Source organism: Proteus faecis (genome assembly GCF_030286765.1).
Taxonomy (GTDB): Bacteria; Pseudomonadota; Gammaproteobacteria; order Enterobacterales; family Enterobacteriaceae; genus Proteus; species Proteus faecis.
Genome location: NZ_JASVWV010000001.1, coordinates 426,862 through 452,935, shown reverse-complemented (window position 1 = coordinate 452,935; position 26,074 = coordinate 426,862). Strand labels below are relative to the sequence as shown.

The following is a 26,074-nucleotide window of genomic DNA, read 5'->3' as shown; positions in this document are numbered from 1 at the left end:
TATGTCTAGACGTTCTTATTTGCCTGATGATTTACCTCACAACCGAGCTTTGTGGCCAGAAGAATATCGCGAGTTAGAACAGCTTGATTTATTAGCTAGTCGATTAATTAGACAGCTTAACAATCAAAAAATACATAGAACGCGAGTGCTGGTGGAAATTGAAAAGTTGCCTGAGGTACATCGGGAGTTTTTTAGAGATAGGTTGAATTATTGGCGTGAGGTGATGAGGGTATAAGTAATGGCAAAAACAGTAGCAGAACGTAAAGCAGAACAACGTAGACGGCAGAAAGAATTAGGTGTAACCAAAATTGAATTACTTGTAGATAATCAAGAATTGGAAATGTTAAAGCGTAATTGTGTATTACGCATGCCTGGTCGAGAACCGTATGACGTTGTTGAATACTTACAAATGCTTATTCGTAAAGATGATGCTGAGTATAAAAGGCAAGCTGAGAAGTTATCTAAGCAAAAGTGTAAACGTTGTGGTGAGCAATTACCTGTTCAACAATGCTGTTTGTCTGGTGATTCACAATGCTGGGTTACTTATGGAGGACGTGAGTTACAATTGAAGATAAAATAGTATAATTAATTAAATGGGGATTTCTAAATGTCAATACTCATTGAAATACAAAATGATTGTATTAATTCAAAAGTTCAACTATCTGATTTATTAAGAAAATGTTTATATTTGGCTCATAAAATAAAAAATGAAAATTTTATAAGGTGGGTTAATGATGAACTTAATGGATATAAAAATACAGACGAACTCCCTGAATACAGAATACTTAATTGTGTAGTTAAAGGGGATTTTACGGATGGTTATAATATGTGGAAAAATTACCCAATAGATATAACTAAATTTCCAGAGCCCGTTCAAAAAAATTATGGTGTAATGCGTGTTGCGAATAGTGTCTCATCTATTGAGGAGTTAACTTCACATGACTCTATTATGATGGAAAGGCCATGGGATACACACATTGTGAGCTTAATATCTAAAGGTTTTACACATCAAGATGTTATGAGAATTTGGAGTGAGTCGCCGGCTCATTTATATACAGCTATTCTTGATGGAATTAAAACCAGAATATTACAATTCACATTAGAAGTAGAAAGTAAAATTTCAAATATTGAGGATATCAAATTGTCTAATTTGAATGATGAACAAAAGGAAAAAATAGCACATATATTTAATACCAATATTTATGGTAATGCTAATGTTGCTAATGCCAGCGAAAATTTTAATCAAAATTTACAAGTTCAATCTCATGATTTAATAGATAAACTACTTTCTGAATTATTAGAGATAAAAAAGCAGGGAAAAGACACTCAAATTATTGATGATATAATCCCACATGTTGAGTCGATGAAAAGTGTTAAAGACCAAACTGGTGTTATGACAAAACTAGTCGAAATAATGACTATTGCTGGTGGTTCTGCATCTGTTCTATCTGCAATAACACCTTATGTATCTAAACTTAAAGAATTATTTATTTAATTTTTTAAATTTAAAATTATCTTCTTTTGAAGAAATAAGTATTTCTGATAAAATAATTCCATTGGTCTGAACACCCAATCCTAAACATTTGCTGTGTCAACTGAGAGTCAAGTATGGCACAGCATAGCTTTATCAAAATGTCTAACGATACTCTTGTACCGGCTAACCCTGTTACGAGAGATTTTCTGCATTCAAAAATCAAGTGTGGTGATGTGCTTTCAGCGAATTTTAAGAAAGCTCGTAACCCTCGATTCCATCGTAAATACTTCGCATTACTCAACTTAGGGTATGAATATTGGGAACCAGTTGGCGGTACCATTTCACCTGAAGAAAAAGAGCTTGTGTGTGGTTACATCACATTCCTTTCATATTACACGGATAATGCTGACGCGCTCTTATCTGTATCCGATATCTATCTAGAAGAAGTCGCACAAAATCGTGCACAAAATATCTCAGCAACAAAATCATTTGATGCTTTTCGCTATTGGGTTGTAGAGCAAGCCGGTTATTACGACACGTTTGAAATGCCTGACGGCAGTTTACGTCGTGTCGCTAAATCAATCAGCTTTGCAAATATGGACGACTTAGCATTTAGCGAACTCTACAAAGCTACACTCGATGTGCTTTGGAATTTTATCCTTCGTAAGCAATTCCCCACTCAAAAAGCTGTAGAAAATGCAGTATCTCAATTATTAAGTTTCACGTAGAGGCAAGACCAATGATCAAATCAAAGACCAAAGAAGAAAGACAGTGGCTATCAGATGTAGCAGAACTGGGTTGTATTTGTTGTCGCAATATGGGGCTTGGGGCAAGTAGAGCGGAAATACATCATGTTAGAACAGGGCAGGGAATGGCACAGCGAGCCAGTCATACAGATGTTTTACCACTGTGTCTTCCACATCATAGAGCGTGTTACGAAACCGGCTTTCACGCTTCGCCTAAATCGTGGCAAGAAATTCATGGTACCGAGATTGAGTTATTAGAACAGACTAAGCAAGAAGTAATGGAGCTACGAGCATGTCGAGTATAAAGAGTATATCAGATGGGTTAAAACTTGATGATGATCAGGTTGCATGGATCCAGCCTTGGTTATCAAAATTTGGAGCATGGGTATATTCAGGGAGGATAGAAAAAAGGCAAAGCAGTATTATTGCTGAATTTATGGCGACAGTAGAAAGGCGTGATTATCCTGAGCGAGAAATGTGTAATGACGATGACGGGATGTTGATCGCTAAAGTGGTCGATAAAATTTATCACATAGACAGAATAGCGTTTACGCTCTTATTACTGCGTTATGCCTTTGGTAGTTCAGATCGCGCTATTGCTCGTTATTATCACCATATCGTGAAACCGCGCCAAATGATTAGACGCAATAGAACGGTAGAATATAGAAAACCTTCTATGTCTACATGCAGAAGAGAAATTGAGGACATAATTAGTTCAGCAGAATATTTAATTTACCCACATTTAAAAGATGCATTTAAAAAACGAGAAAAAGAGTGGAAAAGTAAAAATAATAGTAAGAACGTGTTGACTTCTTTGAGCCAATGATCCACTATTTAAGTATAAGTTGCCGTTTTTATACAGTGACCAACTAACCCAGCCTAAGCGCTGGGTTTTTTTGTATCTAAAACAGATAAGAGTTGCTGTTTCCTTTGTTCAGAGTTACATGTGTGTTCACGACCAATAACTGACCAAAGGTATTAAAATATCATGTTAAAACATAGTGATATGACAGAAGAGGCAAGACTTGTTTTTGAAGTTGTTCCGCACACGATGGAGGTTACGGTAAATGAAGTTGCAGAATGCACCTATTTAACTGAGGAACGTTGCCAATTGATATTAACGCAGTTGGCAATGGCGGGACTAATCAAAGAAAACATCAAAGGAAATACATTTCAAAATATCTAATACTGTGAAAATGGGCGACTGTAAAAGTGTTGGTAGCACCTTTACAGTCATTCACCCGTTCTGGTAGATCACGGACAAACTAAAGCCCACTGCTTATGTGCACAAAGCATGGTGAGCTTATCAAAAAAGGTTCTCCTGATCTATGAAAAATACTGTGAATTTAAACAGTGTGAATTTAGTCAATGATGACTCACTCAGTTATATAAAAACACTTCCAGATAATTGTATTGATTTAATCGCAACTGACCCGCCTTACTTTCAGGTGAAGTCTTGTAGTTGGGATAATCAGTGGGAAAACGTAACATCATATTTATCTTGGCTTGATGAAATGCTCGCAGAATTTTGGCGGGTATTAAAGCCTAACGGTAGTCTTTACATTTTTTGTGGTTCTAAACTAGCGTCGGATACAGAATTACTCGTCCGTGAAAGATTTAATATTCTAAGTCACATTGTATGGGCTAAACCATCAGGGCCTTGGCGTAGGGCATGTAAAGCCGATTTACGCAGTTTCTTTCCAAGCACTGAAAGAATTTTATTTGCTGAACATTATCAAAGCCCATATAAGGGTAAAAGCAGTGTCTATCTTCAGCAATGCAAAGAGCTTAAAGAAAACGTATTTAAGCCTTTAATTGAGTATTTTAAATCTGCACGTGAATCATTAGGAATAACAGCAAAAGAAATAAAGCAGGCAACAGGTAAGCAGATGGCTTCACACTGGTTTAGTTATAGCCAATGGCAACTACCTAGTGAGTCTGATTACAAAAAACTACAAGAGCTGTTTCAGCGTGTAGCAAGTGAAAAGTTTAGTAGTAATCCTTTAAATCGTGATCATGCTGATTTGATAGAGGTTCAAGCATCTCTTAGTCGGAAGTATCAGGAACTTGCTGAACAATATCAATTATTACGTCGTCCTTTTTCTGTCACCGTTGATGTTCCTTACACCGATGTGTGGACGTATCCACCTGTGCAATATTACGCAGGTAAACATCCTTGTGAAAAACCAGCTGAAATGATGGAACACATTATTCGCTCAAGCAGTCGCGAAGGTGATCTGGTTGCTGATTTCTTTATGGGATCAGGTGCAACACTAAAGTCCGCATTAAAGTTAAATCGTCGAGTTCTTGGGGTTGAACTTGAGAAAGAGCGATTTGAACAAACCACACTGGAAATAGAACAGTTTAGATTACGAAAGTAATTATGACTAATTCCGACTTTTATTAACTAATAAGCCCCAAGCTAAGGGGGAGGTATGAAGAAAATGCCATATAAAGACCCCAATAACTATAACTGGCTTGTGGGCGTACTTATCAGCGTTATGACTTTGTTAGGCACTGCAGCTAGTTGTGCATATAAAGCGTTGAATGGGGAGCATATAAGTTGGGGAGTATTTTTCCTTCAAGTTATCGTCTCTATTTTTGCTGGCGCAATGGTGTACTTAGCGTCTAGCTATTATGAGTGGGTTCCAGAACTCGCTGGTGGGATTGCTGGTTTAGCCGGTTGGTCTGGAGCTGAGTTAATTAAAACACTAGAAAAACGGTTTTTAAGGAAGGTTAGCGGTGAGTAAATTTGTATTTAGCACACGTAGTGAAAAGAATATGCAGGGTGTTCATCCTGATTTAGTCAAAGTAACTCGACGAGCACTTGAATTAACCGATGTCGATTTTATGGTTATTGAAGGAAAGCGTAATGAAGCTCGTCAACGTCAGTTGGTTATTAATGGTAAAAGTCGAACGATGAATAGTCGGCATCTTACTGGCCATGCCGTGGATTGTGCCCCTATTGTGAATGGCTCAATACCTTGGCAAGAATGGTCATACTTTAAAAAAGTGGCTGAAGCGATGATCCAAGCAGGTAAAGAGTTTGGCATTGATGTTGAGTGGGGCGGTAATTGGGATTCATTTAAAGATGGTCCTCATTTTCAATTAACGTGGAAATCATATCCGGCATAACGTCTATGAATATCACCAAATTACTCACTGGTAGTTGTGTGGTGTTGGCATTTTGGCTCTGGTGGGTAATAGATGACTACGGAACGTTAAAAGCTAATCACAAATTACTTACTAATTCGTTCAATGAGCAAGTCAGTATCAATCAAGCTTACCAAGCACGCATAAAATCCCTTCATGATCTCGATGTAAAACATACGCAGGAACTCGATAATGCTAAAACTGAAATTAGCCAGTTACGTGATCTTAGTGAGCGTCATCCTGAGCGGGTGTACATCAAAGCCAACTGTCCAAAATCCGAAGGCGTTACCACCTCCGGCGTGGATGATGCAACCACCGCCCGACCTACTGACACCGCTATCCGAAATTATTGGTTACTCAGAGAGCGAATTGCACAGTCAGAGCAAGTAATATTAGGATTGCAGGATTACATTAGAATGGAGTGTGTGAACTAAAAAAGCCCAGCATGGGTGCATGGGCAAACTAACAGGATATTAATCAAAGTATAGTGATGATTACTTAGTATAGCTTAAGTAGGTATATATACTAGATTGATAATTCTGATTAACCTATCTCTTACTTAAATAAAAAAACAAGATAAAAATAACCCTGTGAGTTTGGGCTCCCACAGGGCTTTCACTAGCATATGTGAAAACAATAGATTACCAATACCCAGCAAGCCAATCTGTTAATAATCAACGTAAGTTTTTAGAAAACAACAGTCTTATTGTAATAGCGGTTTTTTAATGCGTCGTATTGTCGCTGTCTCCTATGTTAGCTATGACCTGCATTACCTCACAGTGAGCGCATAGTGAGAATCAAAAACAATGAATACCACCATTTTGTTATATTTTTCGGTCATTATCAGCAACGTCAGCTGTAGGTAGAAGAAAGGGCGTGACAACCGGAGAGACGAGTACAATTCATAAGAGTCAATCACAAAGCCTACTTTCGAGAGGGCTTTTTAATAGGCTAAGGAGATAAACACAATGGCAAAACCGGATTGGGGGATGCTACAACAACAGTTCCTCGCCGAACATGCTATAACAGGAATATCCCCTAAAGAGTGGTGCGAACTAAAGGAATTAAACTACGCAACAGCCCGACGATATATCAAAATATCCCGTGCGCAGAATGCGCAAAAAACTGCGCACAAAAAATTGCGCACTACGCAGAAAAAAGAAAGCGCAAAAGAGCTAATGCGCAATAGTGATATACCCGATGCGCAGAGCAATGGAGTCAGTAATACGCACGATAATGAAAACACGTTTAGTCTGCGCAATTATGGGCTAACAGAACAACAGATTAAATTTGTTAGTGAATACCTCATCGACTTAAATCGAACAGGGGCATATAAGCGAGCCGGTTATAAAGGCGAAGGAAATACAGCTTATGTCAATGCTACTCGAATGCTAAGAAATGCTAAGGTTTCACGAGCAATCACTGACGCATTAGCCGAACGGGAACGCAGAACAGAGATAACCCAAGATGCTGTATTAAAAATATGGTGGGATATCGCAACGGCAGACGTTAACGAACTGACTGAATATCGTCGATTATGTTGCCGTCATTGCTGGGGCTTTGGTTTCAATTACCAGTGGCGTGATTCAATAGAGTTTGAAGATGCGATTAAAAAAGCAGTTGTAGCAAAGAAACCCCCACCACAAGATGTGGGTGGCTACGGTTACGATGAAACATTAGATCCAAATCCTGATTGCCCTCGTTGTAACGGTGCCGGTATTGGCCGTGCGTACTTTCATGATACGCGTGATTTAACAGGGCCAGCTCGTCGAGTATTTGCTGGCGTGAAAGAAGGGAAGTTTGGTGTTGAGGTTATCACTCGTAATCAAGATGAAGCGCTTAAGATGGTTGCACAGCATTTAGGTATGCTGAAGAACAAGACGGAATTAACGGGTGCCGATGGTGGGCCTATTCAAACAACAGGAATTGATTTAAGCCACCTAAGTTTCGAGCAACTTATGCAATTAAGAGTAAAATCAAAGCAGTAAGATTTTAGTCAGTGTGATATAACAACATATTTAAATATTGCATCGAGCAGATAGGGAATATGTCTAAATATCGATTTTATGCATTGTATTTATTTACTGTTCTTTTTTTAGGTGGATTATTTATGAATCAATCTGTTGCCATGTCTAATGAGTCACCTGAAATTTTGGTTAGACAATTTCAACAAGATTACATGGAATGGAATGACTACGCATTTAGCCTTATGGGTTCGAAGCCTGATGAGTATACGGAGTTAGCAGATAAGGCGTGGCGTAGGCTATTAACTAAATACACATTACCTGATTTTGTAGGAGAACCCATTGCATTTGGTTCTGAATCAAGTCATGACCCCAAAAAAGAGAAAATATTGTCGGTAGTAAAGAGCACTAACAATATCACTGTTGTCACAACGCAATATATTGTACCTGATGGTTACTCACCTATTTATGAATATTATTTAATTTTTCAGGATGGGCGATGGTATTTAACGCAGGTTTATTTTGTTGATGAAGGGCAATTATATCCTGGTCTGTAAATAGTATAAATTGTACCAATTATCGTTCTATTTAACATAATCGTGCTTAAGCGTCCCTTCGCTTTTTAACTCAATTAAAAAAGAAAGCCAAACCGATAAAAGCCTAAATCTTCTTCCTGAATTTAGGCTTTTTATTTGTTGCTAATTTGTTATCAGAAACTCACTTTCCATTTCACTGTTATTTTGAGGTGAAAGGGCTATTTATTACATTTTAGGTGTGACTATGGATATCGATTTCAGTTTGTTTGATGAAGAGATCGAAAGGGAGATAGCACGCCGTAGTTTGCATGAATTTATTCAGTATATAAACCCTGAATACATCACAAGCCATTTTTCTCAGACGGTATGTGATGCGCTCGACCAGTTCTTGATTGATATGATGGCTGGTAAGCGCCCTAAATTAATATTAGGGGCACCGCCACAACACGGTAAGTCTGATATTGTTTCTCGCTATCTTCCTGCTTATTTCTTTGGAAAATACCCTAACATGCGTGTGGGTGCACTGTCTTATTCCTCAGATTTAGCCGGTGATATGAATACCGATGTTCAGCGCATTATGATGTCCGATGAATATCGCGTGCTATTTCCTAAAAGTTGGTTAGGTAATAAGCCTGAGAACGGCATTGCAGTTAAACGTAATTCTGATGAGTTTGGCCTTGCCAACCACAAAGGAGGCTATGTTTGTGCGGGGGTAGGTGGCCCATTAACGGGTAAGAAAGTTGACCTCGGTATTATTGATGACCCGATAAAGAACTCAAAAGAAGCGCTTAGCCAGACTGTTAAAAAATCAATTTGGAACTGGTACGTTTCGACCTTTAAGACCCGTTTATCAAAAAATAGCGGTGAAATTATCATGGCCACTCGGTGGGCAACTGATGATTTGTCTGGCCAATTAAAAGAAAAAGCGCCTGAAACCAAGGTGCTTGCATTCCCTGCAATCAATGAGCGAGGGGAAGCACTGGTACCAGAGTTACACCCAATTGACAAACTCCTTGAGACAAAAGCAATCATTGGTGATTACTTCTGGTCTGCAATGTACCAACAATCACCTAAGCCGGGTGATGGTCAAATCTTCCACGAAGAATTTGCTCAGTACTATCTACCGAAAGACCTACCTGAAAAATTCGATAAGGTTATCCATAGTTGGGATATGACCTTTAAAGACAGTGACGGTACTGACTATGTGGTGGGGCAGGTATGGGGCAAGAAAGACGCAAACGCTTATCTACTGTATCAAATTAGAAAACGCATGAGCTTTACTGAAACCTTAAAATCGGTGAAATGGTTAGCTGAAAAATTCCCTGAAGGACGACGTAAGCTGGTGGAAGACAAAGCCAATGGCCCTGCTGTAATCGACTCTCTCAAATCAACCGTCTCAGGGTTAATTCCCGTCGAGCCAGATGGTAGCAAGGTTGCTCGTGCTCATGCGTGTACTGCTGAGTGGGAGGCTGGAAATGTGTGGCTCCCCCACAAAGACATTGCGCCGTGGATTGTAGAAACCGTAGAAGAGATCACTACATTCCCGTTCTCTAGCAATGACGACACAGTGGATGCGATGACGCAAGCATTACGTGATTTATATCAGAAGAAAAAAGGCGGTTTCTTCTCTCGTAAGAGGACTTAGTATGTGGCCATTTAGTAAGAAAAAAATTGAAATAAAAAAAGCAACCAAACGGTCTGCGTTCTCAACGCATTTATATTCTTCACTGGTTCCTAATAATGACTTTAAAGGATTGGACTTACCCCAGCCTATAATTAATGGCGTCGCAATGGATAGCATTGATAGCTATGTCCCTTCATTTAAAGGCGAGCAAGTTTACGGCGTACCCGAGGCTCAGGCTTCTTGGTATGCCTCACAAATGTTTATCGGCAACAATATGTGTGCGGTTATCGCTAAACATTGGCTGGTGGATAAAGCTTGCAATATGCCAGCTCGTGATGCGATACGTCAGGGATATGATATTGATTGTGATAACGACGATGATCGCGCTATCAGTAAAAAGCTCCGCAAACGCGATAAAAAATACCGTATTACACATCAGCTTAAAGAGTTGGTTCACTTTGGGCGAGTATATGGCGGTCGTTTAGCGTTATTTATTGTGGAGACATCAAACCCGAAAGAGTGGTATGAAAACCCGTTTAATATCGATGGTGTGACAAAAGGCATGTACAAAGGGATTAAACAGATTGATCCCCAATGGGTAACGGCTGATTTAACGGATGCCAATATTCAAGATCCTGCAAGCATGGCTTTCTACGAGCCAACCTATTATGTGATTGGTGGACGTAAGTATCACAAGTCTCACTTTATTAAGTTTGTGCCGTTTCCAGTGCCGAATGTCTTGAAGCCACTTTACAACTACTTTGGCGTATCAGTGCCAGAGCGCATTTATGAGCGTGTCTATGCTTCAGAACGTACCGCCAATGAAGCGCCACAATTGGCAATGACCAAGCGTTTATTGACTATTGGTATGGCAGATGTCGAGGGAATGGATGAACTGACTATTCGTCAAAATATCCTTGAGTTCATTGAGATGAGAGATAATTACGGCGTTCAGGCAGTAGGTAAAGAAGATGTAGTTCAACAGTTCGATACCTCATTAGCGGATTTAGACGCCACGATTATGACGCAATATCAGCTGGTGGCATCGGCTTCCAATGTACCCGCGACAAAACTGCTAGGCACTACACCGAAAGGCTTTAACTCAACAGGTGAATACGAAGAAGCTAATTACCGCGAAGAGCTTGAAAGTATCCAATCAAACGACCTTGAAGAGCTATTACAGCGCCATTACGACATGTTAATGCGTAGCGATGGTTTACCTGTGACAGAAATCTCTATCACATGGGCGCCACTTGATAGCCCAACGGCTGTTGAGAGTGCGGATATTGAACTTAAGCAAGCACAAGCCGATTCAGCTTATGCAACAACGGGGGCGATTGATGGGCTAGATATCCGCAAGAAATTAGCCAGTGATAAAGCATCTAGCTATTACGGTATTGAAGTGAACGAGGCAGATTATGTCGAGGCGAATACGAGTACGAACGAAGCGAGCGCAATGGGCAACTTCTCGCCAAGCAGTAATGAAAGGGAAGCCCCTGCAGTATTCAGTAGCGCCCTCTAGTCGTTATCAAGGTGACATGTCACGCCTCATTAATTCAATGATTAAAGACTATGAAAAAGTGTTTAGCGAATTAAATGACGACTTTGAAGGTTTTACGATGGATGCCAGCTTTGCCAGTCAAACACGCATCTGGCTTAACCGGCTAAAACATAAATGGGATAAGATTTTTAAACAAAAATCCACAGAGATTGCGGATAAATTTGTTTCCCAAGTCGATATAGGTGCAAAGCGTAATTTAGATGATTCTTTCAAACAGTTATCTGGGGGGATCACCATCAAAACCCCAGACATGCCCGAAGCCCTGAAAGATAAAATCATTGCCTCTACGGCTGAAAACGTATCGTTAATTAAATCCATTCCACTGCAATTTCATCAACGTATTGAAAGTGTTGCTTTACGCTCTATTAGCCAAGGTGGTGAGGGCGCAAAGACACTATTAGAGGAAATTCGGCATACAGGCAGTGTGACTGAAAAAAGGGCGAATTTTATCGCTGTTGATCAAACACGCAAAATCACGACAGCAGTGAATTATGAGCGCATGAAATCTGCCGGTATTCGTAAGGCGGTTTGGCATCATTCTGGTGGGAGTGCTGAGCCTCGTGAATGGCATATTAAATTGGATGGTGAAGTATTTGATTTAGATAACCCACCGATTATTGATCCCAAAACGGGAGAGCGAGGACTGCCCGGACAGTTGCCAAATTGTAAGTGCTTCTGGACACCGGTTATTGATTTTGGTGAGGAGACATGACAAAGCGACAATATGATTTAAACGGCTGGCTGGAAGTAAAAGATAACCCCATCTCTAAAGTTGGGGTTTTTGATTATTTAGGGTTTGAAATTGGCGCACCAATACCTGAAAAGATTTACAAGGTGTATCGCCCACAAGAAGAACTGGCCAGCACAGAGACAATTAACTCTTTCAAATTAATGCCCTTTGTTGATGAGCATGAAATGTTAGGGAAAGACGGCACACCCGCAGAGACAAAGGGGATACAAGGGGTCATTGGGGAGCGGGTTTATTTTGAATACCCCTACCTCAGAGGCAATATCAAAATCCTGTCTAATTCAGCGCTTAACCAAATTGAGGGGGGAAAAATTGAATTATCTCCGGGTTATCGCTGTATTTACGATTTTACATCAGGCGAATTTAACGGTGAACGTTATGACGCCATACAACGGCATATTAGAGCCAACCATCTTGCGTTAGTCGATGAAGGGCGCACTGGCGCTGACGTTGCTGTGCAAGACCACTCCGTTATTACCATAGACACAAAGGAACTTATTCGCATGAATCCTGAAGATGAAAATAAAGACAAACCAACCACTGATGAAGGTGCCTTTACGCCCGAGCAATTGGAAGCGTTAAAAGCGATTATCAAAGAAGCAATCACCAGTGCTAAACCTGCAACAGATGATGAGCCTGACGATAAAGATAAGTCTTCAACTGATTCAGACCCTGACGAAGAGCAGAAAGCAGAAGAAGCAGTGGAAAAAGCTGAAATTGCCACAGAAGAGGCTGAATCTGGCGAGCCTGAAGCAGTAGAAAAAGCCGAGGTCGCGATTGAAACTGCAGTCGAAGCGATTGAAGAAGCTAAAGAGCATCTTGACCAAGCAACTACCGATGGTCTTAATCGTCGTTTAAAGCGCCTAAATCGTAGCATGACTGCAATGGATGAAATGGCATCTCTGAAACGTAAAATTAAGCGATTAGAGAAAGCAAAACCGGCAATGGATACGGGTGAATTACTCAAACAAATCGGTGCGCGTGATGCGTTAGCGCATAAATTAACGCCGTTTATTGGTGTGTTTGACCACTCTGCTATGACTCAACAACAAGTCGCGGAGTACGGTGTTAAAGAACTGGGTATTCAATGCAGTAAGGGAACCGAAGCGATTGCTCTTGATGCATGGATGCAAGGACGTGTACCTGATTCTCAAAAGCCCAGCTCAACAATGGACTCTGCAGTGAGCAATAAAACAATTATGGATAAATGGGGAGCTAAATAATGGCAATTCCTAAATCAGTAGCAGATGGCTTAATTTCTGGTGTTGTCGGTGAAATTAGTCATGCAGGCCCTATTCGCGCTGTTTCAGCAATTCTTAGTTCATCAGATGAAAAGCTGAATATTTTCGGTCGCGCCTATACCTACAAAGATGATTCAGTGGAATCCGTTCAAGTCGGTGGTAAAGGTGCATTTGCGGGGATCATGATTAACCCTAAAGCCTATCGTATCGAAGAACAATTTGCTCGTAATGGCACACAGGGCGAATTCCTGACAATGGGTGAAGTTTTCGTTGAGCTAAAAGAAGTGGCAGGAAAAATCAACGCACCGGTTGTGTTCGATGAAGCTGACGGCTCGCTATCTTCTAAAGCCACCATTAGTGCCGGTGATCGTGTCATTGGTTTCATCAGCCGACACCTTGAATCCACAGAAAGTGCTCATTTGGGCATTATTCGTTTAACAGAAATCCCATATCCAGCATCTCCAAAGGAAGGTGAATAATGCCAGTCAGTAAAATTAAGTTTCACATGTCTGGTCGTGATGTCAAAAAACATGGCCAACTGAATATTAACCCTGATCAGAAATGGACATACGGGGAATTAGCGCAAATCGGCTTTGGTGGTTTTTCTGCGATGGACTCAGCGATTAGCGGTGGTGCAATACAGGGGGGCTTAATTCAACGCGAAATGTTGCAACACGTTTTACCGGGTGTCATTCGTACCGCAACGCGTGTGCGTGTGTTAGATGAAATCACGGGTATCGTCAATGCGGGCGAGTGGCATGATGAAGAGATCATTCTGAATGTGGCGACACCAACCGGTAAAGCCGAACTTTATGGTGATCATACCAATGTGCCATTAGCGTCTTATGCGCAAGACCAAGAGCGCCGTGGTCTTGTTCGTTTCGAATTAGGTTTCCAAGTCGGTAAATTAGAAGAAGCGCGCCAATCGTCAGCAGGCTTTGTTGCGATGGAAGAAAAGCGCAATTCAGTGACTGAATCATTAGAGCAAGGGCGTGAACGCGTGGGTTACTACGGATTTAATAGCCCTGAAACGCGCGTCTTTGGTTTGATGAATGAGCCTAACTTACCTGCCTATGAAACAGCAAAGGGTAAATGGAAAGGTGGAACATTTGCAGATATTACTGCCGATATTACCGATATGTTCTCGCGTATTGAAACAAGCTCTGGCGGTATTATTAAAGATGACACGCCAATCACCTTAACATTGCCGTTGGGCTTTCGTTCTGCACTGAATGTGGCTAATCCGGTGGCACGTGGTGAAACAGTCAAACAATGGATAAATGAAAACTATCCCAATATGCGTCTGGTTTTCTCTCCTGAATTTGTGGGCGCAAATGGTGGGGCTGATGTGGCCTATATGTTCGCAGATAGTATTGATGATGGCTCAACGGCAACCAGTGCGGTGATCTTGCAAGTCGTGCCTGTGAAATACCAGTTATTAGGTTCACTCAACCAAATTAAAGGGTATATGGAAGATGCGACCAATGCGACTGCAGGTGTATTTGTGACCCGTCCGTGGGCGGTAACACGCTTAACTGGCATTTAATCTTACCACTTCTCTTTTTGCGCCCTCATTTGAGGGCTTTTTTATATCTAAACAATAGGAGAGCACTCCATGCCTCTTTACGCATATTGCACCTTATCAAATGACCAGAACTATACCGTGAGAGACGGGAAAGTGTTTATTGCCGGTCAAGCGAACGTAATGACTAAACACATGTACACACCGCGTGGCCGTGTGACAGAAATTACTGACGAGCAATACAAACAGCTCAAAGAAAATCACGTTTTCAATCTTCATCGTGACAATGGGTATATTACCGTTGAAGAACGCAAAGAAGATCCCGAAAAAGTTGCCACTGACATGGAAGCTAGCGACCAATCAGCCCCTGACACGCCTGAATCGTTAGAGGCTGAAAAGCTAGACGTTCCTAAAACCAACAAAAAAGGTAAGTGATCATGGAGACGAGCACATTTCCTTTAACGTCATTCCGTGTGCTCTATCCGCAGTTTAACGGTGTGGGTGATGATGAAATATTTATCATTGCTCAATCTGCGTTGAACTATTTCTCTGCCTGTAAGGGTGTTTGCACTAACGAGCTGTGGATGCTTGTTGTTGCACACATGCTAACACTCAGAAAAATGATTGCTGATGATGAGTCGCCTACCGGTGTGGTGACGAGTGTGACTATCGATAAGGTAAGCGTGTCATTTACGGCACCGCCTGCCGGTTCGGACTGGTCGCACTGGTTTAAAATGACCACCTTTGGACAGCAGTTTCTAGCGTTAATTAAGCGTTGTAGCGTACCTCAATACTTTGGTGGTGGTGGCGAACGTTCAGCTTTTCGGGGGGTAGGAGGGCGATTTACGAGAGGAGGGCGATTACGTTAATGACTAAATTAGCGCAATTAAAAGCGGTTTATGATGAATTGGCTAAAAAGCGATTAAGTGTTGGTTTCTTTGAACACGCAAAATATCCCGATGGAACACCGATTGCTTATGTTGCCTCTATTCAAGAGTTGGGCTATCCCGCCGGTGGCATTCCTCCTCGCCCATTTTTACGTCCGACCATGAATGACAAAAAGCAGGATTATAGTCAGTTAATTTTTCGAGCAGTGAAAGCGTCTGTTAAGGGCAATATCACGCTGGATAATGGGCTGGCACAAATTGGTGCGACGGTGGCGGGCGATGTGAAAATGGCAATAAAAGCAGTCACAACACCGGCACTGGAGGAGTCAACCGTCAAGGCAAGAGCACGGCGCCATAGCAAAGGTAAAGCCACCGATAAGCCGTTAGTCGATACTGGCCAAATGCTTCAAGCGGTTAGTTTCGCAGTGGAGGATAAATAATGTTTGGTAACTTAAATCGTATTGCTTCACGTTATATTCCACAGCAAAAGGTGCTTTGGTTTCGATTTAAAGAACGGGCACCCGATGAGCGAGGGAATGACCAAAATTATTATTATGATCCCGTAGAAGTTCGTGGCAGTTGGCAAGCGGTCGATACCCAAGATGTTCAATCAATGGGATTAGATACGAGCCAAGTGTACCGACGCCTATATACCTCTCATGATATTAAAGCCGTTCAACGTGGTACATCCCCTGATTTTCTGGTGTTCAATGGTCGAAAATATGACGTAGTGGGTGATGCAGACTGGTACGAACAAGATGGATGGAAATCGGTGATCTGTATTGAGGCGGGTACTTATGACGGATTATGAAGTTGATGTCGTCATTCGAAAACAGCTCTTATTGCAGTTAAAAGCAGTCGGCATTGAGATCCCCGTTAAAGCCGGTTTTCAATCTACCAAGCAAGGCCGTGAAGATAACATGGTGATGTTTTTCCCCATCAATGAAAACGGTCTCGGCTGGCAAGGGCGAAAATATAACATTCAAGGCAATAAAGCCAATCACCAAGAAAACCAGTTATCCGAAAATACGTACCAAGTTCAAGTGTTCGTGACGCAATTAGGCAATTATACAGCTAAGGATATTACCGCTATTGTCAGAATGATCGCCAATTCATTGCCCTTTGTTGAAGCTCTCCGCAAACAAGGCATTGGCGTTCAGCGGGCAAGCGGTATTCGAACACCTTATTTTCTGAATGACCAGGGCAACTACGAACAAAACCCCTCATTTGATTTCAATGTGACATTTAATCGCACACTTCATCCTGATACAGACGCCGTGAGTGCGTTGTATCCCGATATCTATCGTATTTAAGGAACGTTATGTCTATCAAACAAACTCGCTATGTCGATATCGCGAGTGCGGTGATTGGCGCGTCTGCTGTACCGATGCGTAAGCTCACGGCTCGTATTTTTTCAACTAACTCTAAAATCCCTGCCGGTAAAGTGCTTGAATTTGCCAGTGGCCAAGTGGATGACTTATTGGGTACTGACTCCCCCGAGGCACATTTTGCGCGTCAGTATTTCAGCTATGTCAGTCCTGCACCAGCAAGTAAGCCGAAAGAACTGCAAATTGCCTCTTATGAGCCTGTTGGTCGAGCGCCTACCTTGTTTGGCGAAAAGACAGGCGATTTAGCTGATTTAAAATTAATTAATGACGGTGAACTTAATATCACTATTGGCAAAGTGTCCAAAACAATCACAGGAATTGATCTCACTGAAAGTACGTCATACGCGGATGTTGCGACAGCAGTGCAGGCGAAATTAAACGCAGAAAGTGAGCCTCAATTTGCTAGCGCCTATGTCACGTTTAATTCATTAGACAGCGCTTTTGTCATTAGCGGTGGTGTGCAAGAGCGTGCGGATATTAGTGTACGCCAATCGGTGCTTGCTGATGCGATGAATATCAGTCATGGCACATCATCAGCCGGTAATCCTGCACAAACTCCGTTACAAGCCTTTATTGCTTCTGAGGCTGTTTCTGACTCTTTTGGTAGTGCAACGTTTTTAACGGAACTCTCATTAGAGCATGCCGTAGAGTTGGCGCAGTACGTGGCAGGCGAAAACGTGAAGTATCAATTGCACCTGTCTGTGACCAATCAAAATGCAGAAGATTTTAGCGGAGCGCTGGTGGGTACGGCTTCAACGGGCTTAAACCTGAAAACAACGGATAATTTCTTTGTTCAAGCGTTACCTATGGCCATTATGTCAGCCACAGATTATGACCGAACCAATGCAACAACTAACTATATGTATCGTCAATTTGGTGTCACATTCCCGTCTCAAATTACGACCGATATCGATGCCGATCGCTTAGATAAATTACGGGTGAATTATTACGGAGAAACGGCCGTATCGGGTTCACATATCAGTTTCTATCAACGTGGCTTCTTATGTGGTGGGGTTGCCAACCCATTAGATATGAGTGTCCATGCCAACGAGCAATGGCTAAAAGCCTATATTGCGCAACAGTGGTTTAGTTTACTTATGGCCACACGCGGAGTCCCGGCTAATAAAGACGGCGAAGCACGAGCAATGATGGTGATTGCGGGGGCGGTGACTAAAGCGATTAATAACGGCACTATTCTAGCGGGTAAAACCTTAACTGATGTGCAAAAAATCGCGGTGACTGACGCTTCAGGTGATGACCTAGCATGGCACGATGTACAAAACAAAGGTTATTGGTACAACGCTCAGATTGTCGAAAACACAGGACCCTCTGATTTACCCGAGTACGTGATGAAATACGTATTGATTTACGGTAAGGGCGACTGGGTTCGTAAAGTCGAAGGCTCTCACAACTTAGTGTAAGGAACACAATATGCATGATGTATCAGCAACCGGCTTGAGTATTGTTATTCAAGCACACAAAACCTTTCCTGCCGGTATTCAAATTACCACCTTCGCTGATGATGCCGATCCATTAGATTTGCCTGCAGTGGACATTGCGCAAACAGGAATGGATATCAACGGTAATTTGGTTACATGGTCAACGCCAACACCTCAAACGGTCACCATTAACGTCTTAGCGGGCAGTGAAGAAGACGAAAATCTCGCTATCTTACTGGAATCGAACACCGCACGACGTGGACAACGACATGCCGGTGACATTATCACAATGGTTGCTTCGTATGGTGATGGTTCAACGACCACAGCACGTAACGGAAAAATAACCAATGGTAGTCGTGGTAGCTCTGTTGCCAGTGCTGGACGACACAAATCCAAAGCGTATACCTTCGTATTTCAAGACTTCGATCGCACTCGCGCACGTTAATTCTAGGCGGTTATTCCGCCTTTTTTTATGGATATTAATCATGTTAATTAAACCGAAAGAAATTACGATCACCGATGCTGATCGTGAAGAGCACACTTTTATTATTAGCCGATTACCGGCAACGATTGGACGTGAAATTCTGGCGAAATACCCTTTATCCAATGCACCTAAAATTGGCGACTATGAAGTCAGCAAAGAAGCTATGTTAAAGATGATGGCGTATGTTGCTGTCGAAAAAGAGGGACAAGAGATTTATCTAAAGACCAGCACTTTAATTGATAACCATGTGCCCGATGGTGAAGCCCTTATTCGTCTAGAACTGGAAATGTTGAAGTATAACACCAGTTTTTTCGGCAAAGACGGGAGTCAAGGTTTCCTCCAATTCCTGCTCAACAAAATAACCGGTTCACTCCCGTCGATTATAAAAACGCTGATGGCTTCTTTGCCGTCATCATCTCAGCCGGTTTCGCCACGCTCACCGAACTTAAAACGTCAATAGATTTAGAAGAGGCGTTTGATTTGTGGGAGATCGCCATTACCAATCGTTATAACGAAGCGCTGGCTTCATCGAAAGGATAAATCATATGGCCTTGCTAGATACATTTGTTCAGGTATTTGAATTTGATACCCGCCAAGCCGATGATGCGCTTAATCGGGTGAGCAAATCGACCGATGACATTATTGCTGAGATGAAAAAAGCGCAACAATCGGCAACTATCGGTGCGGATGGGTTTACACAATTTATTCAAAATCTATCCGCACAATTGACAGAATTATCGTCAAATTCAGTTGATATTCATGTTAATGGTGATGCATCAAATGCCTCTGATGCCATCATTTCAGAAATTAAACGGATCACTGAAGAAGCGGAGGGTAATTCTGAACACATTGATAATATTGTTCAAAATATTATTGATAGTTTAGGTCATGTATCCAACGAACAGACTGAGATAAATATTGATAGTGATACTGCTCAAGCTGAGTTGAGCGCATACATAGAGAAAATGAAAGATTATCTTGAGTATGCGAAGTTACTTTTACAGTCTAATGCTCTCTCATCAGAAAGTAATAAAAAATTATCGGAAGGCATTGTATTACTCGAACGTAATATTCAGAGAGCTGAACAGTCAATCAATGATCAAATTGCCACGAATAATTCGGCATCTAGAGAAACGGAACGACTGACGAGGCGAAATAATGAATTAGCTGAGTCAGCCGATGAGGTTGCCGATAATTATGGTAAGGCGACCTCGTCGTTAGCTGGTTTTCTCGGTCGAATGGCAGGGATGGTTGGGATTGGTTTAACGGTAGGGGGAATTGCGTCATTTATTCAAACAACAGCAGAAGAAGTGAATACGCTTTCTCAATCCGCGGAAGCCTTAGAACTTCCTGTTGAAGATGTTGATGCTTTTGGCAAAGTCATAACCTCAATGGGAGGAGATGCTCAAGGCGCTCGTGACTCATTGATGGATATGTCTGAAAGTATTGGTGAAGCATTACAAGATACTTCATCAGGGAAAGCAGATGTTTTCAAAAGTTTAAATATCTCATTAAAAGATATGAAAGGCGAATCTATTGGCGCAATGGAGGGCATATATCGCTTGTCTGATGCTGTGCAAGGGATGAGCAAAGAAGAAGCCGTATTTCGAATTAAAGAAGTGGGAATAACAGACAATAAAATTGTTGAATCCATTCTTAAAGGACGAAAAGAACTCGAGGAGTTGACTAAAAAGCAAAAGGAGAATGGCGTTGTTACAAAGGAACTTGCATTACAATCCCAAAAATATAAGGAAGTGACTGGCGGATTAAAAACCGTATTCAGTAGTGTCATGATGAGTATTATGAATAGTGCGTTACCAGCGTTAACTAAAGTCCTTTATTGGGTGCAAACCTTTGTCAAATTTTGCCAAGAAAACAAAAATTTATTGATAGGTTTTTTCTCAGCTATTGGTTTGGCCGTAGCACTTTATTACGTTCCCCCTATGTTAGCTGCTGCATCAGCAACACTTGCTGCAACATGGCCTATTATCGCTATTATTGCCATTATTGCGCTTTTAGCGATGGCATTTGCGATTGTTTATGACGACATTATGAATTTCATTGACGGAAATGATTCAATGATTGGGCGTATTCTTGAAAAATACCCTCAGTTGAAAATCATCATTCTTGCACTATGGGAAACATTCAAAAAGCTCTTTGAATATCTAAAGGTTATTGTCGGTGTTGTGGCGGATATTGTTGTTGCCGGTTGGGAGCTAATGGCTTCAGGCTTAAAGGCTTATATTAAGTTTCTCATCAATTGTATCTCTGTCATTGCAGGGTGGGGTAAGTCCTTTGCGGGTGTTTTTACTACGGTGACGGATGCCGTTGTGGGCGCGTTTGAATGGATGTGGGAGCAAGTTAAAAAAATCATTGGTTGGGTAAATACAGGGCTTGATGCAGTTAAAAATGGTTGGAAATCTGCTAAAGAGTTTTTTGGGTTCGGTGACGATGAAGAAATTACTATCAATCAAAACGTAGAGCGGAACGTCAATGATAATGGCGAGATTGAATATGCCATTCCTCAACAAGAAGAAAGCCAAACAACACAACAACCGGTTAGACACTCTATTGCTCAAGCCAATGCACAGTTAGATGCGATAGCCAACAATGCAATGAACCCTATTACCAGCCAAGCCATTAGTAATCAATCCAATGTGAAGAATGAAAGTAACGTAAGTATTGGAGAAATCAAGGTTGAAACTCAAGCAACCGATGCACAAGGTGTCGCAAGTGGACTTAGCAATGCACTACAAGATGAAATAGCTAATGTCAATCAACAACATTCTAGTGGATTGGGAGGTTAAATTGCTTACAGAAGTCAAAATCTTTGATTTAGAATCGTTTTCTACTCTATTTGATAGCGTGAGTCCGATTCAAATCAATGTAAGAGATGAACATAAGGCGACACAATTTCAAGTTGAAAACGGTGAAACACGCAGTGATCATGTGATTATTAACCCCGTTGAAATTGGTATAGATTTGCTATTAACAGGGGAGATGAAAAACATCTTCTCATCGATGCAACAAGCGTTTGATGAACACAAACTTGTTGGTATTCAAACCCGAGTAAAAACCTATCAACCAATGTTATTAACGGGTCTTAATCATGATGAAATACCCGACATGATAGATGCGATAAAACTGTCGCTACGGTTTGTTGAGTGGCGCACCGTTGAGCCTGAATACGGAGATTTACCGCCTCGAGCCACTCAAAAGCCAACGCAGTCATCAACGGTAAATAGGGGAAATGTGCAAACAAAAGACGCCGATACTGAGACTAAGAAAAAAGGTTCGGTCGCAACACGTATCGCAGATGGGGATTGGAGCTTCTAATGAAAGTCATACCCTTAAAAGCAATTCCAAACCAACGCTTATCCGTCAATTTGGAAGGTGTTAATTGGACGCTGACAATAAAAGCTGGTCGCCATGCGATGTATCTTGATATTGAACGTGAAAGTGAGGTTATCGCCGTAGGCATGCGTGCGGTGGCAAACACACCTATCATTCCTTATCGCTACCTGACTGATGGCACGAATTTAGCATTTATAACAGAAAATGATGATCTGCCCTGGTATGAATCATTTGATAGAACCCAATCATTAATTATTTGGAGTGATGATGGACTTACGACGAATACGGGTGGGGATTGAAGTTGCAGAACGATTGCAGTGGTATGAAGGATTGCGGATTAAAGCTAACGGTACCAAGTACGCAAACCCCTTACAAAATGAATGTACAGTTAGCATTGATGGATTAAATGCCCACACTCGAGATTATCTTCTCACTGAAACCAGCCCTTATCATAAAAGCAAACAAACACGTCGTCTTTACCTAGAGGTAGGGCGTGTCAATACGGGATTATTTCGTATCTTTACCGGTGATATTGTCAGTGCAGAAATTGCCTCGCCTCCTGATGTCACGCTAACCATTAAGGCTAAAACCAATAACGCCAGCTCAGGTGATATTGTTTCTTCTAGTGGTGGTGCCATGCAGAAAATGAGCGAGATCGCGTCATCGGTGGCAAAGGATTGCAAGGTTAGATTGGACTTTCAAGCTACCGATAAAAATATTGCTAATTGGTATTTTTGCGGTTCAGCGTTACAGCAAGTACAACGATTGCAGGAAGCGGGAAACGTTAAAGCCTTTATTGATGATGATACGTTGTTTGTCAAAGATGATAACCAAGCCTTAAAAGGGCGCTTGCGCATTCTCAGCATGAAATCAGGCATGGTGGGTATACCTAAAGCCACCGAAAAAGGATTATCTGTCACTTATTTGATTGATGGTGCCTCAGAACTAGGAGGGATGCTACGGCTCGAGAGTAAATTTAATTCTGCACTTAATGGCGACTATATCATTGAACAACTGAAATTTGATGTTGCGTCACATGATGATCCTTTCTTTTATCAGGCTACCTGTAAACGAGCATAACCATGAATAAACCCAATACTGATATTGCCAGTGATGGTTCGCTGGCTGGTGCGCTCTCGTCTGCATTTCGTAACTTGATGATGAATACAGAGGACATGCTCCCTGCAACAGTGGTCAGTTATGACGATAAAACCAATCGTGCTGTTATCAAACCACTGGTGATGATGGTAACAACGGAAGGGGGAACGGTCGGGCGTGCACCATTGGCCAACATTCCCGTTTTTAGATTTGGCGGAGGTGGTTTCTTTATTCGCGCACCGATTAAACCGGGTGATTTTGGTTGGATAAAAGCCAATGACAGAGATATTAGCCTGATATTTCAGCGTGGAGGATTGGAGGATCAACCTAATACCGCACGCCTCCATTCATTTAGTGACGCAATGTTTTTCCCTGACACCATCAAAGGATGGGCGATTGATGGAAAGAACATTGATGCCTTGGTTATTCAATCAATGGATGGTTCAGTTTGTTTCTCTCTGCATAACGATAAAGTTGTGTTGGAAACCCCTAAGTATGAAGTCAAAGCCCCTGAAACCATATTTACTGGCAATGTCACTGTGAATGGCAATCAGTCCGTAAATGGTAATAGTGACTCTAGTGGTGGCACGATGAAACACAATGGAAAAGATATTGGCTCTACGCATCAACATAGCGGTGTTGAGACCGGTCATGGAAATACAGGAGCGCCTCTGTGAGAACATTTTCAATCGATAAAAATAATGATCTCTTTATCGGCCCTGATGGAAACCTCCAATTCAGCGAAAAAGACGATGCGGTTAAAAACCTTTGTCAGCATTTTGCCAAGGCCGTGCGTGGTGAAATGTTACATAAAAAAGATAAAGGTATTCCGTTCTGGCCAACAACCTTTGGTCGCCAAGCTGATATCCCGATGTTTGAAACGGCGTTTAGACAACGTATGAGCGAAATTGAAGAGGTGGTTGAAGTGACCCATTTTAGCGCCACAGTCGAGAACGGTGAATTGAAGTACCAAGCGACAATTCGCACGATATACGGAGGGTTTACATTGAATGGCTGATTATCGTTATATCAATAATAAAGGCGTTATTCTTCCCGACACGGCCACAATACGTGATGAAGTCGAAAGCGAGTTTCGTGCGGTGTTTGGTCAATCGATTAACCTTGCCCCTGAAACACCACAAGGGGCATTGGCGACGATGGAAGTTGAAAACCGTGATGCAATGGTGAGGAATAATGCCGAGTTAGCAAATCAAATCAATCCCGATATTGCTGGTGGTGTTTTTCTTGATGCAATATGGGCGCTAATGGGGGGCCAACGCATTAATGCCACTCACTCTTATCTTTCCAGCGTTGAATTTAGTGGCGTGCCCAGCACGATTATTCCCAAGGGCTCATTAGCATCCAGTGTTGCCGGTGCTATGTTTGAAACAGTTTCACCCTTGATTATTGATAATACCGGCAAAGCAACAGGGGATATGAGGGCGGTTGAATATGGCCCTGTTGAATGCGGTGCCGGCCAACTGAATTCTGTTGCTAGCTCAGTATTAGGTTGGGAGAAAGTCAATAACCCCACTCATGCGGTTGTTGGTCGTTATGCTGAATCTGATATCAAAGCAAGACGACGACGTAAGCAAACACTGGCTAAAAATACCGTCAGTGTCGCAGAAGCGATCACCTCTTCACTGTATGAATTAGAGGGCGTTAACTCGCTTTCTTTTCGCGAGAACTACACCGATTCGGTGCTCACTATTGATGAAATTTCTCTGTTGCCTCACAGCATTTACGTTTGTGTTGAAGGGGGCGACAGTAACGAAATTGCTAAATCATTGCTGAGAACAAAAACTATTGGATCGGCTTTTAATGGAGAGATAGAAATTGGTGTTGTTGAGCCGGTGAGTGGGCAAGAGTACCAAGTGAAATTTTCACGCCCTAAAGAGATCACCGTTTTTTGTCGAGTGACAGTTAAAAAATCAGCCGTTGATGCGCAAACTATCATCCCCAGTGCTATTGAACAATGGACGCGCGGAGAGCTGGACGGCGATAACGGTTTGATTGTTGGGCGTGAAGTATCACCTTTTGAGATAGCCTCTGCAGTGAATACCGTTGAGCCTCGTCTGTTCGTGACTAAAGTTGAATTGTCGCTAGATGGGAAAGTGTGGAATGTCGCATTAATTCCGATTGCCATTAATCAAATCGCACGCTTGCAACGGGGTGCTGTGCAAGTGGTGATTGTATGAACGTTCAACAATTTGAGTTTCATTCCGACCTATTAAAAGCGATCCTCTGGCAGTATGAAGATGCAGAGAATTTAAAAAAGCTCGCTAGTTTTAAGGCCTCTCATTTTGAAAAGTCGATGGTGTCATTTTGGCAAAATTGGTACCGAGATGTGTTTAATATCGATACGGCAAATGACTTTGGGCTTTCAATCTGGTCACGTATTCTGGATGTACCGTTAGGTATTGATATTCCACCAAGCGACAAAAATAAAGTTGGGTTTGGTTTTGGCAAAAGGAAAGCCAATTTTAAATCTAACTTCCGACGTAATGCAGATTACACCTTGTCACTGACCGTTGATCAAAAACGCATGTTAGTACGAATGCGCTATTTTAATCTGACACAAAGCCCCACGGTCACCAATATTAACGAGTTTTTAAAACGTTTCTTTTGGCGTGATGACAGCAAAGTCTTTGTCCTTGATCCGCTGGACATGACTTACATGTATTACGTCTTTAACTTCAACCCTGACGAACGCCTACGTGTTCTTCTCGAAAATTTCGACTTAATGCCACGTCCTTCTGGCGTTGGCGTCAAATATCGCATTGTGACTAAAAAAGCCTTTGGCGTTGGTCTGCATCGTAAAAACTTCTTAGGCAGTAACTTCGGAGCATAATTCC

At 41.8% G+C, this 26,074-nt stretch carries 35 protein-coding genes; all 35 read left to right on the top strand.

All coding sequences use genetic code 11. The annotated features are described in order from the left end of the window. Position 1: 1 nt before the first annotated feature. The 35 genes from QSH13_RS02125 to QSH13_RS01955 all read left to right on the top strand — a co-directional run bounded on the left by QSH13_RS02125 (position 2) and on the right by QSH13_RS01955 (position 26,070). Positions 2-235, top strand: a complete 234-nt coding sequence (locus QSH13_RS02125; RefSeq protein WP_286038748.1) for a hypothetical protein — start codon at positions 2-4, stop codon at positions 233-235. 3 nt (positions 236-238) lie between these two features. After that, entirely contained in the window at positions 239-580 is a 342-nt protein-coding gene (locus QSH13_RS02120; protein WP_286038747.1) for a hypothetical protein, read from the top strand. A 27-nt stretch (positions 581-607) separates the two neighbouring features. Next, positions 608-1,495 carry an AbiTii domain-containing protein gene (locus tag QSH13_RS02115; RefSeq protein ID WP_161729995.1) on the top strand — a complete coding sequence of 296 codons (888 nt, stop codon included), beginning with the start codon at positions 608-610 and terminating at the stop codon, positions 1,493-1,495. A 113-nt stretch (positions 1,496-1,608) separates the two neighbouring features. Next, a complete protein-coding gene (locus QSH13_RS02110) occupies positions 1,609-2,202 on the top strand; it encodes a DUF1367 family protein (RefSeq protein WP_286038746.1) in 594 nt (197 codons plus the stop codon). 11 nt (positions 2,203-2,213) lie between these two features. Further along, a complete protein-coding gene (locus QSH13_RS02105; protein WP_286038745.1) occupies positions 2,214-2,525 on the top strand; it encodes a Ref family recombination enhancement nuclease in 312 nt (103 codons plus the stop codon). Next, a complete protein-coding gene (locus QSH13_RS02100; protein ID WP_036908154.1) occupies positions 2,513-3,046 on the top strand; it encodes an antiterminator Q family protein in 534 nt (177 codons plus the stop codon). Before QSH13_RS02105 ends, QSH13_RS02100 begins: the two co-directional genes overlap by 13 nt. 162 nt (positions 3,047-3,208) lie before the next feature. Then, positions 3,209-3,406 carry a TrmB family transcriptional regulator gene (locus QSH13_RS02095; protein ID WP_100159643.1) on the top strand — a complete coding sequence of 66 codons (198 nt, stop codon included), beginning with the start codon at positions 3,209-3,211 and terminating at the stop codon, positions 3,404-3,406. Between the two features lie 142 nt (positions 3,407-3,548). Next, positions 3,549-4,601 carry a DNA-methyltransferase gene (locus QSH13_RS02090; RefSeq protein ID WP_192876270.1) on the top strand — a complete coding sequence of 351 codons (1,053 nt, stop codon included), beginning with the start codon at positions 3,549-3,551 and terminating at the stop codon, positions 4,599-4,601. Positions 4,602-4,655: 54 nt separating this feature from the next. Further along, positions 4,656-4,970, top strand: coding sequence for a phage holin family protein (locus QSH13_RS02085; RefSeq protein ID WP_336621752.1), 315 nt, complete (start codon positions 4,656-4,658; stop codon positions 4,968-4,970). Then, positions 4,963-5,355, top strand: coding sequence for a M15 family metallopeptidase (locus QSH13_RS02080; protein WP_490166400.1), 393 nt, complete (start codon positions 4,963-4,965; stop codon positions 5,353-5,355). Before QSH13_RS02085 ends, QSH13_RS02080 begins: the two co-directional genes overlap by 8 nt. Positions 5,356-5,360: 5 nt before the next feature. Further along, positions 5,361-5,807: a lysis protein gene (locus QSH13_RS02075; protein ID WP_109406426.1), complete on the top strand. Its 447-nt coding sequence runs from the start codon at positions 5,361-5,363 to the stop codon at positions 5,805-5,807. A 534-nt stretch (positions 5,808-6,341) separates the two neighbouring features. Continuing rightward, positions 6,342-7,361: a terminase small subunit gene (locus tag QSH13_RS02070; RefSeq protein WP_109406425.1), complete on the top strand. Its 1,020-nt coding sequence runs from the start codon at positions 6,342-6,344 to the stop codon at positions 7,359-7,361. A gap of 122 nt (positions 7,362-7,483) precedes the next feature. Beyond that, positions 7,484-7,894, top strand: coding sequence for a hypothetical protein (locus QSH13_RS02065; protein ID WP_161670942.1), 411 nt, complete (start codon positions 7,484-7,486; stop codon positions 7,892-7,894). A 223-nt stretch (positions 7,895-8,117) separates the two neighbouring features. Continuing rightward, a complete protein-coding gene (terL, locus tag QSH13_RS02060) occupies positions 8,118-9,518 on the top strand; it encodes a phage terminase large subunit (RefSeq protein ID WP_286038744.1) in 1,401 nt (466 codons plus the stop codon). 1 nt (position 9,519) lies between these two features. Continuing rightward, complete coding sequence (locus QSH13_RS02055) at positions 9,520-11,019, top strand: phage portal protein (protein ID WP_286038743.1); 1,500 nt, start codon at positions 9,520-9,522, stop codon at positions 11,017-11,019. A 37-nt stretch (positions 11,020-11,056) separates the two neighbouring features. Continuing rightward, on the top strand, positions 11,057-11,770 hold the full coding sequence (locus tag QSH13_RS02050) for a phage head morphogenesis protein (protein WP_336621755.1): 714 nt from the start codon (positions 11,057-11,059) through the stop codon (positions 11,768-11,770). After that, entirely contained in the window at positions 11,767-13,029 is a 1,263-nt protein-coding gene (locus QSH13_RS02045; RefSeq protein ID WP_286038741.1) for a DUF2213 domain-containing protein, read from the top strand. The genes QSH13_RS02050 and QSH13_RS02045 overlap by 4 nt, the downstream gene beginning before the upstream one ends. Then, positions 13,029-13,526, top strand: coding sequence for a structural cement protein Gp24 (locus tag QSH13_RS02040; protein WP_196570181.1), 498 nt, complete (start codon positions 13,029-13,031; stop codon positions 13,524-13,526). The genes QSH13_RS02045 and QSH13_RS02040 overlap by 1 nt, the downstream gene beginning before the upstream one ends. After that, entirely contained in the window at positions 13,526-14,593 is a 1,068-nt protein-coding gene (locus QSH13_RS02035) for a major capsid family protein (RefSeq protein ID WP_286038740.1), read from the top strand. Before QSH13_RS02040 ends, QSH13_RS02035 begins: the two co-directional genes overlap by 1 nt. 69 nt (positions 14,594-14,662) lie before the next feature. Next, positions 14,663-15,004 (top strand): hypothetical protein, encoded by a 342-nt coding sequence (locus QSH13_RS02030; RefSeq protein ID WP_109397953.1) that lies wholly within the window; start codon positions 14,663-14,665, stop codon positions 15,002-15,004. A gap of 2 nt (positions 15,005-15,006) precedes the next feature. Continuing rightward, positions 15,007-15,438 carry a DUF4054 domain-containing protein gene (locus QSH13_RS02025; protein ID WP_082151820.1) on the top strand — a complete coding sequence of 144 codons (432 nt, stop codon included), beginning with the start codon at positions 15,007-15,009 and terminating at the stop codon, positions 15,436-15,438. Next, positions 15,438-15,896: a hypothetical protein gene (locus QSH13_RS02020; protein ID WP_088206686.1), complete on the top strand. Its 459-nt coding sequence runs from the start codon at positions 15,438-15,440 to the stop codon at positions 15,894-15,896. Before QSH13_RS02025 ends, QSH13_RS02020 begins: the two co-directional genes overlap by 1 nt. Continuing rightward, positions 15,896-16,267 (top strand): phage collar protein, encoded by a 372-nt coding sequence (locus QSH13_RS02015; RefSeq protein WP_004250582.1) that lies wholly within the window; start codon positions 15,896-15,898, stop codon positions 16,265-16,267. Before QSH13_RS02020 ends, QSH13_RS02015 begins: the two co-directional genes overlap by 1 nt. Continuing rightward, positions 16,254-16,769, top strand: coding sequence for a phage gateway protein (locus QSH13_RS02010; RefSeq protein WP_286038739.1), 516 nt, complete (start codon positions 16,254-16,256; stop codon positions 16,767-16,769). The genes QSH13_RS02015 and QSH13_RS02010 overlap by 14 nt, the downstream gene beginning before the upstream one ends. 8 nt (positions 16,770-16,777) lie before the next feature. Next, the gene (locus QSH13_RS02005) at positions 16,778-18,265 is read left to right on the top strand and encodes a DUF3383 domain-containing protein (RefSeq protein WP_286038738.1); all 1,488 of its coding nucleotides are present in this window, start codon (positions 16,778-16,780) and stop codon (positions 18,263-18,265) included. Between the two features lie 10 nt (positions 18,266-18,275). Continuing rightward, a complete protein-coding gene (locus QSH13_RS02000) occupies positions 18,276-18,728 on the top strand; it encodes a phage tail fiber protein (RefSeq protein WP_196549933.1) in 453 nt (150 codons plus the stop codon). A 40-nt stretch (positions 18,729-18,768) separates the two neighbouring features. After that, on the top strand, positions 18,769-19,227 hold the full coding sequence (locus tag QSH13_RS01995; protein WP_098943490.1) for a hypothetical protein: 459 nt from the start codon (positions 18,769-18,771) through the stop codon (positions 19,225-19,227). 85 nt (positions 19,228-19,312) lie between these two features. Continuing rightward, the gene (locus QSH13_RS01990) at positions 19,313-21,574 is read left to right on the top strand and encodes a coiled-coil domain-containing protein (protein ID WP_286038737.1); all 2,262 of its coding nucleotides are present in this window, start codon (positions 19,313-19,315) and stop codon (positions 21,572-21,574) included. A gap of 1 nt (position 21,575) precedes the next feature. Beyond that, a complete protein-coding gene (locus QSH13_RS01985; protein ID WP_286038736.1) occupies positions 21,576-22,103 on the top strand; it encodes a phage baseplate protein in 528 nt (175 codons plus the stop codon). Beyond that, complete coding sequence (locus QSH13_RS01980; RefSeq protein ID WP_020945489.1) at positions 22,103-22,420, top strand: phage baseplate plug family protein; 318 nt, start codon at positions 22,103-22,105, stop codon at positions 22,418-22,420. Before QSH13_RS01985 ends, QSH13_RS01980 begins: the two co-directional genes overlap by 1 nt. Continuing rightward, positions 22,386-23,201, top strand: coding sequence for a baseplate hub protein (locus QSH13_RS01975; RefSeq protein WP_036937853.1), 816 nt, complete (start codon positions 22,386-22,388; stop codon positions 23,199-23,201). The genes QSH13_RS01980 and QSH13_RS01975 overlap by 35 nt, the downstream gene beginning before the upstream one ends. Positions 23,202-23,203: 2 nt before the next feature. Continuing rightward, the gene (locus tag QSH13_RS01970; protein ID WP_286038734.1) at positions 23,204-23,896 is read left to right on the top strand and encodes a Gp138 family membrane-puncturing spike protein; all 693 of its coding nucleotides are present in this window, start codon (positions 23,204-23,206) and stop codon (positions 23,894-23,896) included. After that, positions 23,893-24,237 (top strand): contractile injection system sheath initiator, encoded by a 345-nt coding sequence (locus tag QSH13_RS01965; RefSeq protein ID WP_004250600.1) that lies wholly within the window; start codon positions 23,893-23,895, stop codon positions 24,235-24,237. Before QSH13_RS01970 ends, QSH13_RS01965 begins: the two co-directional genes overlap by 4 nt. After that, positions 24,230-25,417 carry a baseplate J/gp47 family protein gene (locus tag QSH13_RS01960; RefSeq protein WP_109397942.1) on the top strand — a complete coding sequence of 396 codons (1,188 nt, stop codon included), beginning with the start codon at positions 24,230-24,232 and terminating at the stop codon, positions 25,415-25,417. Before QSH13_RS01965 ends, QSH13_RS01960 begins: the two co-directional genes overlap by 8 nt. Then, positions 25,414-26,070: a DUF2612 domain-containing protein gene (locus QSH13_RS01955; protein ID WP_109397941.1), complete on the top strand. Its 657-nt coding sequence runs from the start codon at positions 25,414-25,416 to the stop codon at positions 26,068-26,070. Before QSH13_RS01960 ends, QSH13_RS01955 begins: the two co-directional genes overlap by 4 nt. Positions 26,071-26,074 lie beyond the last annotated feature (4 nt).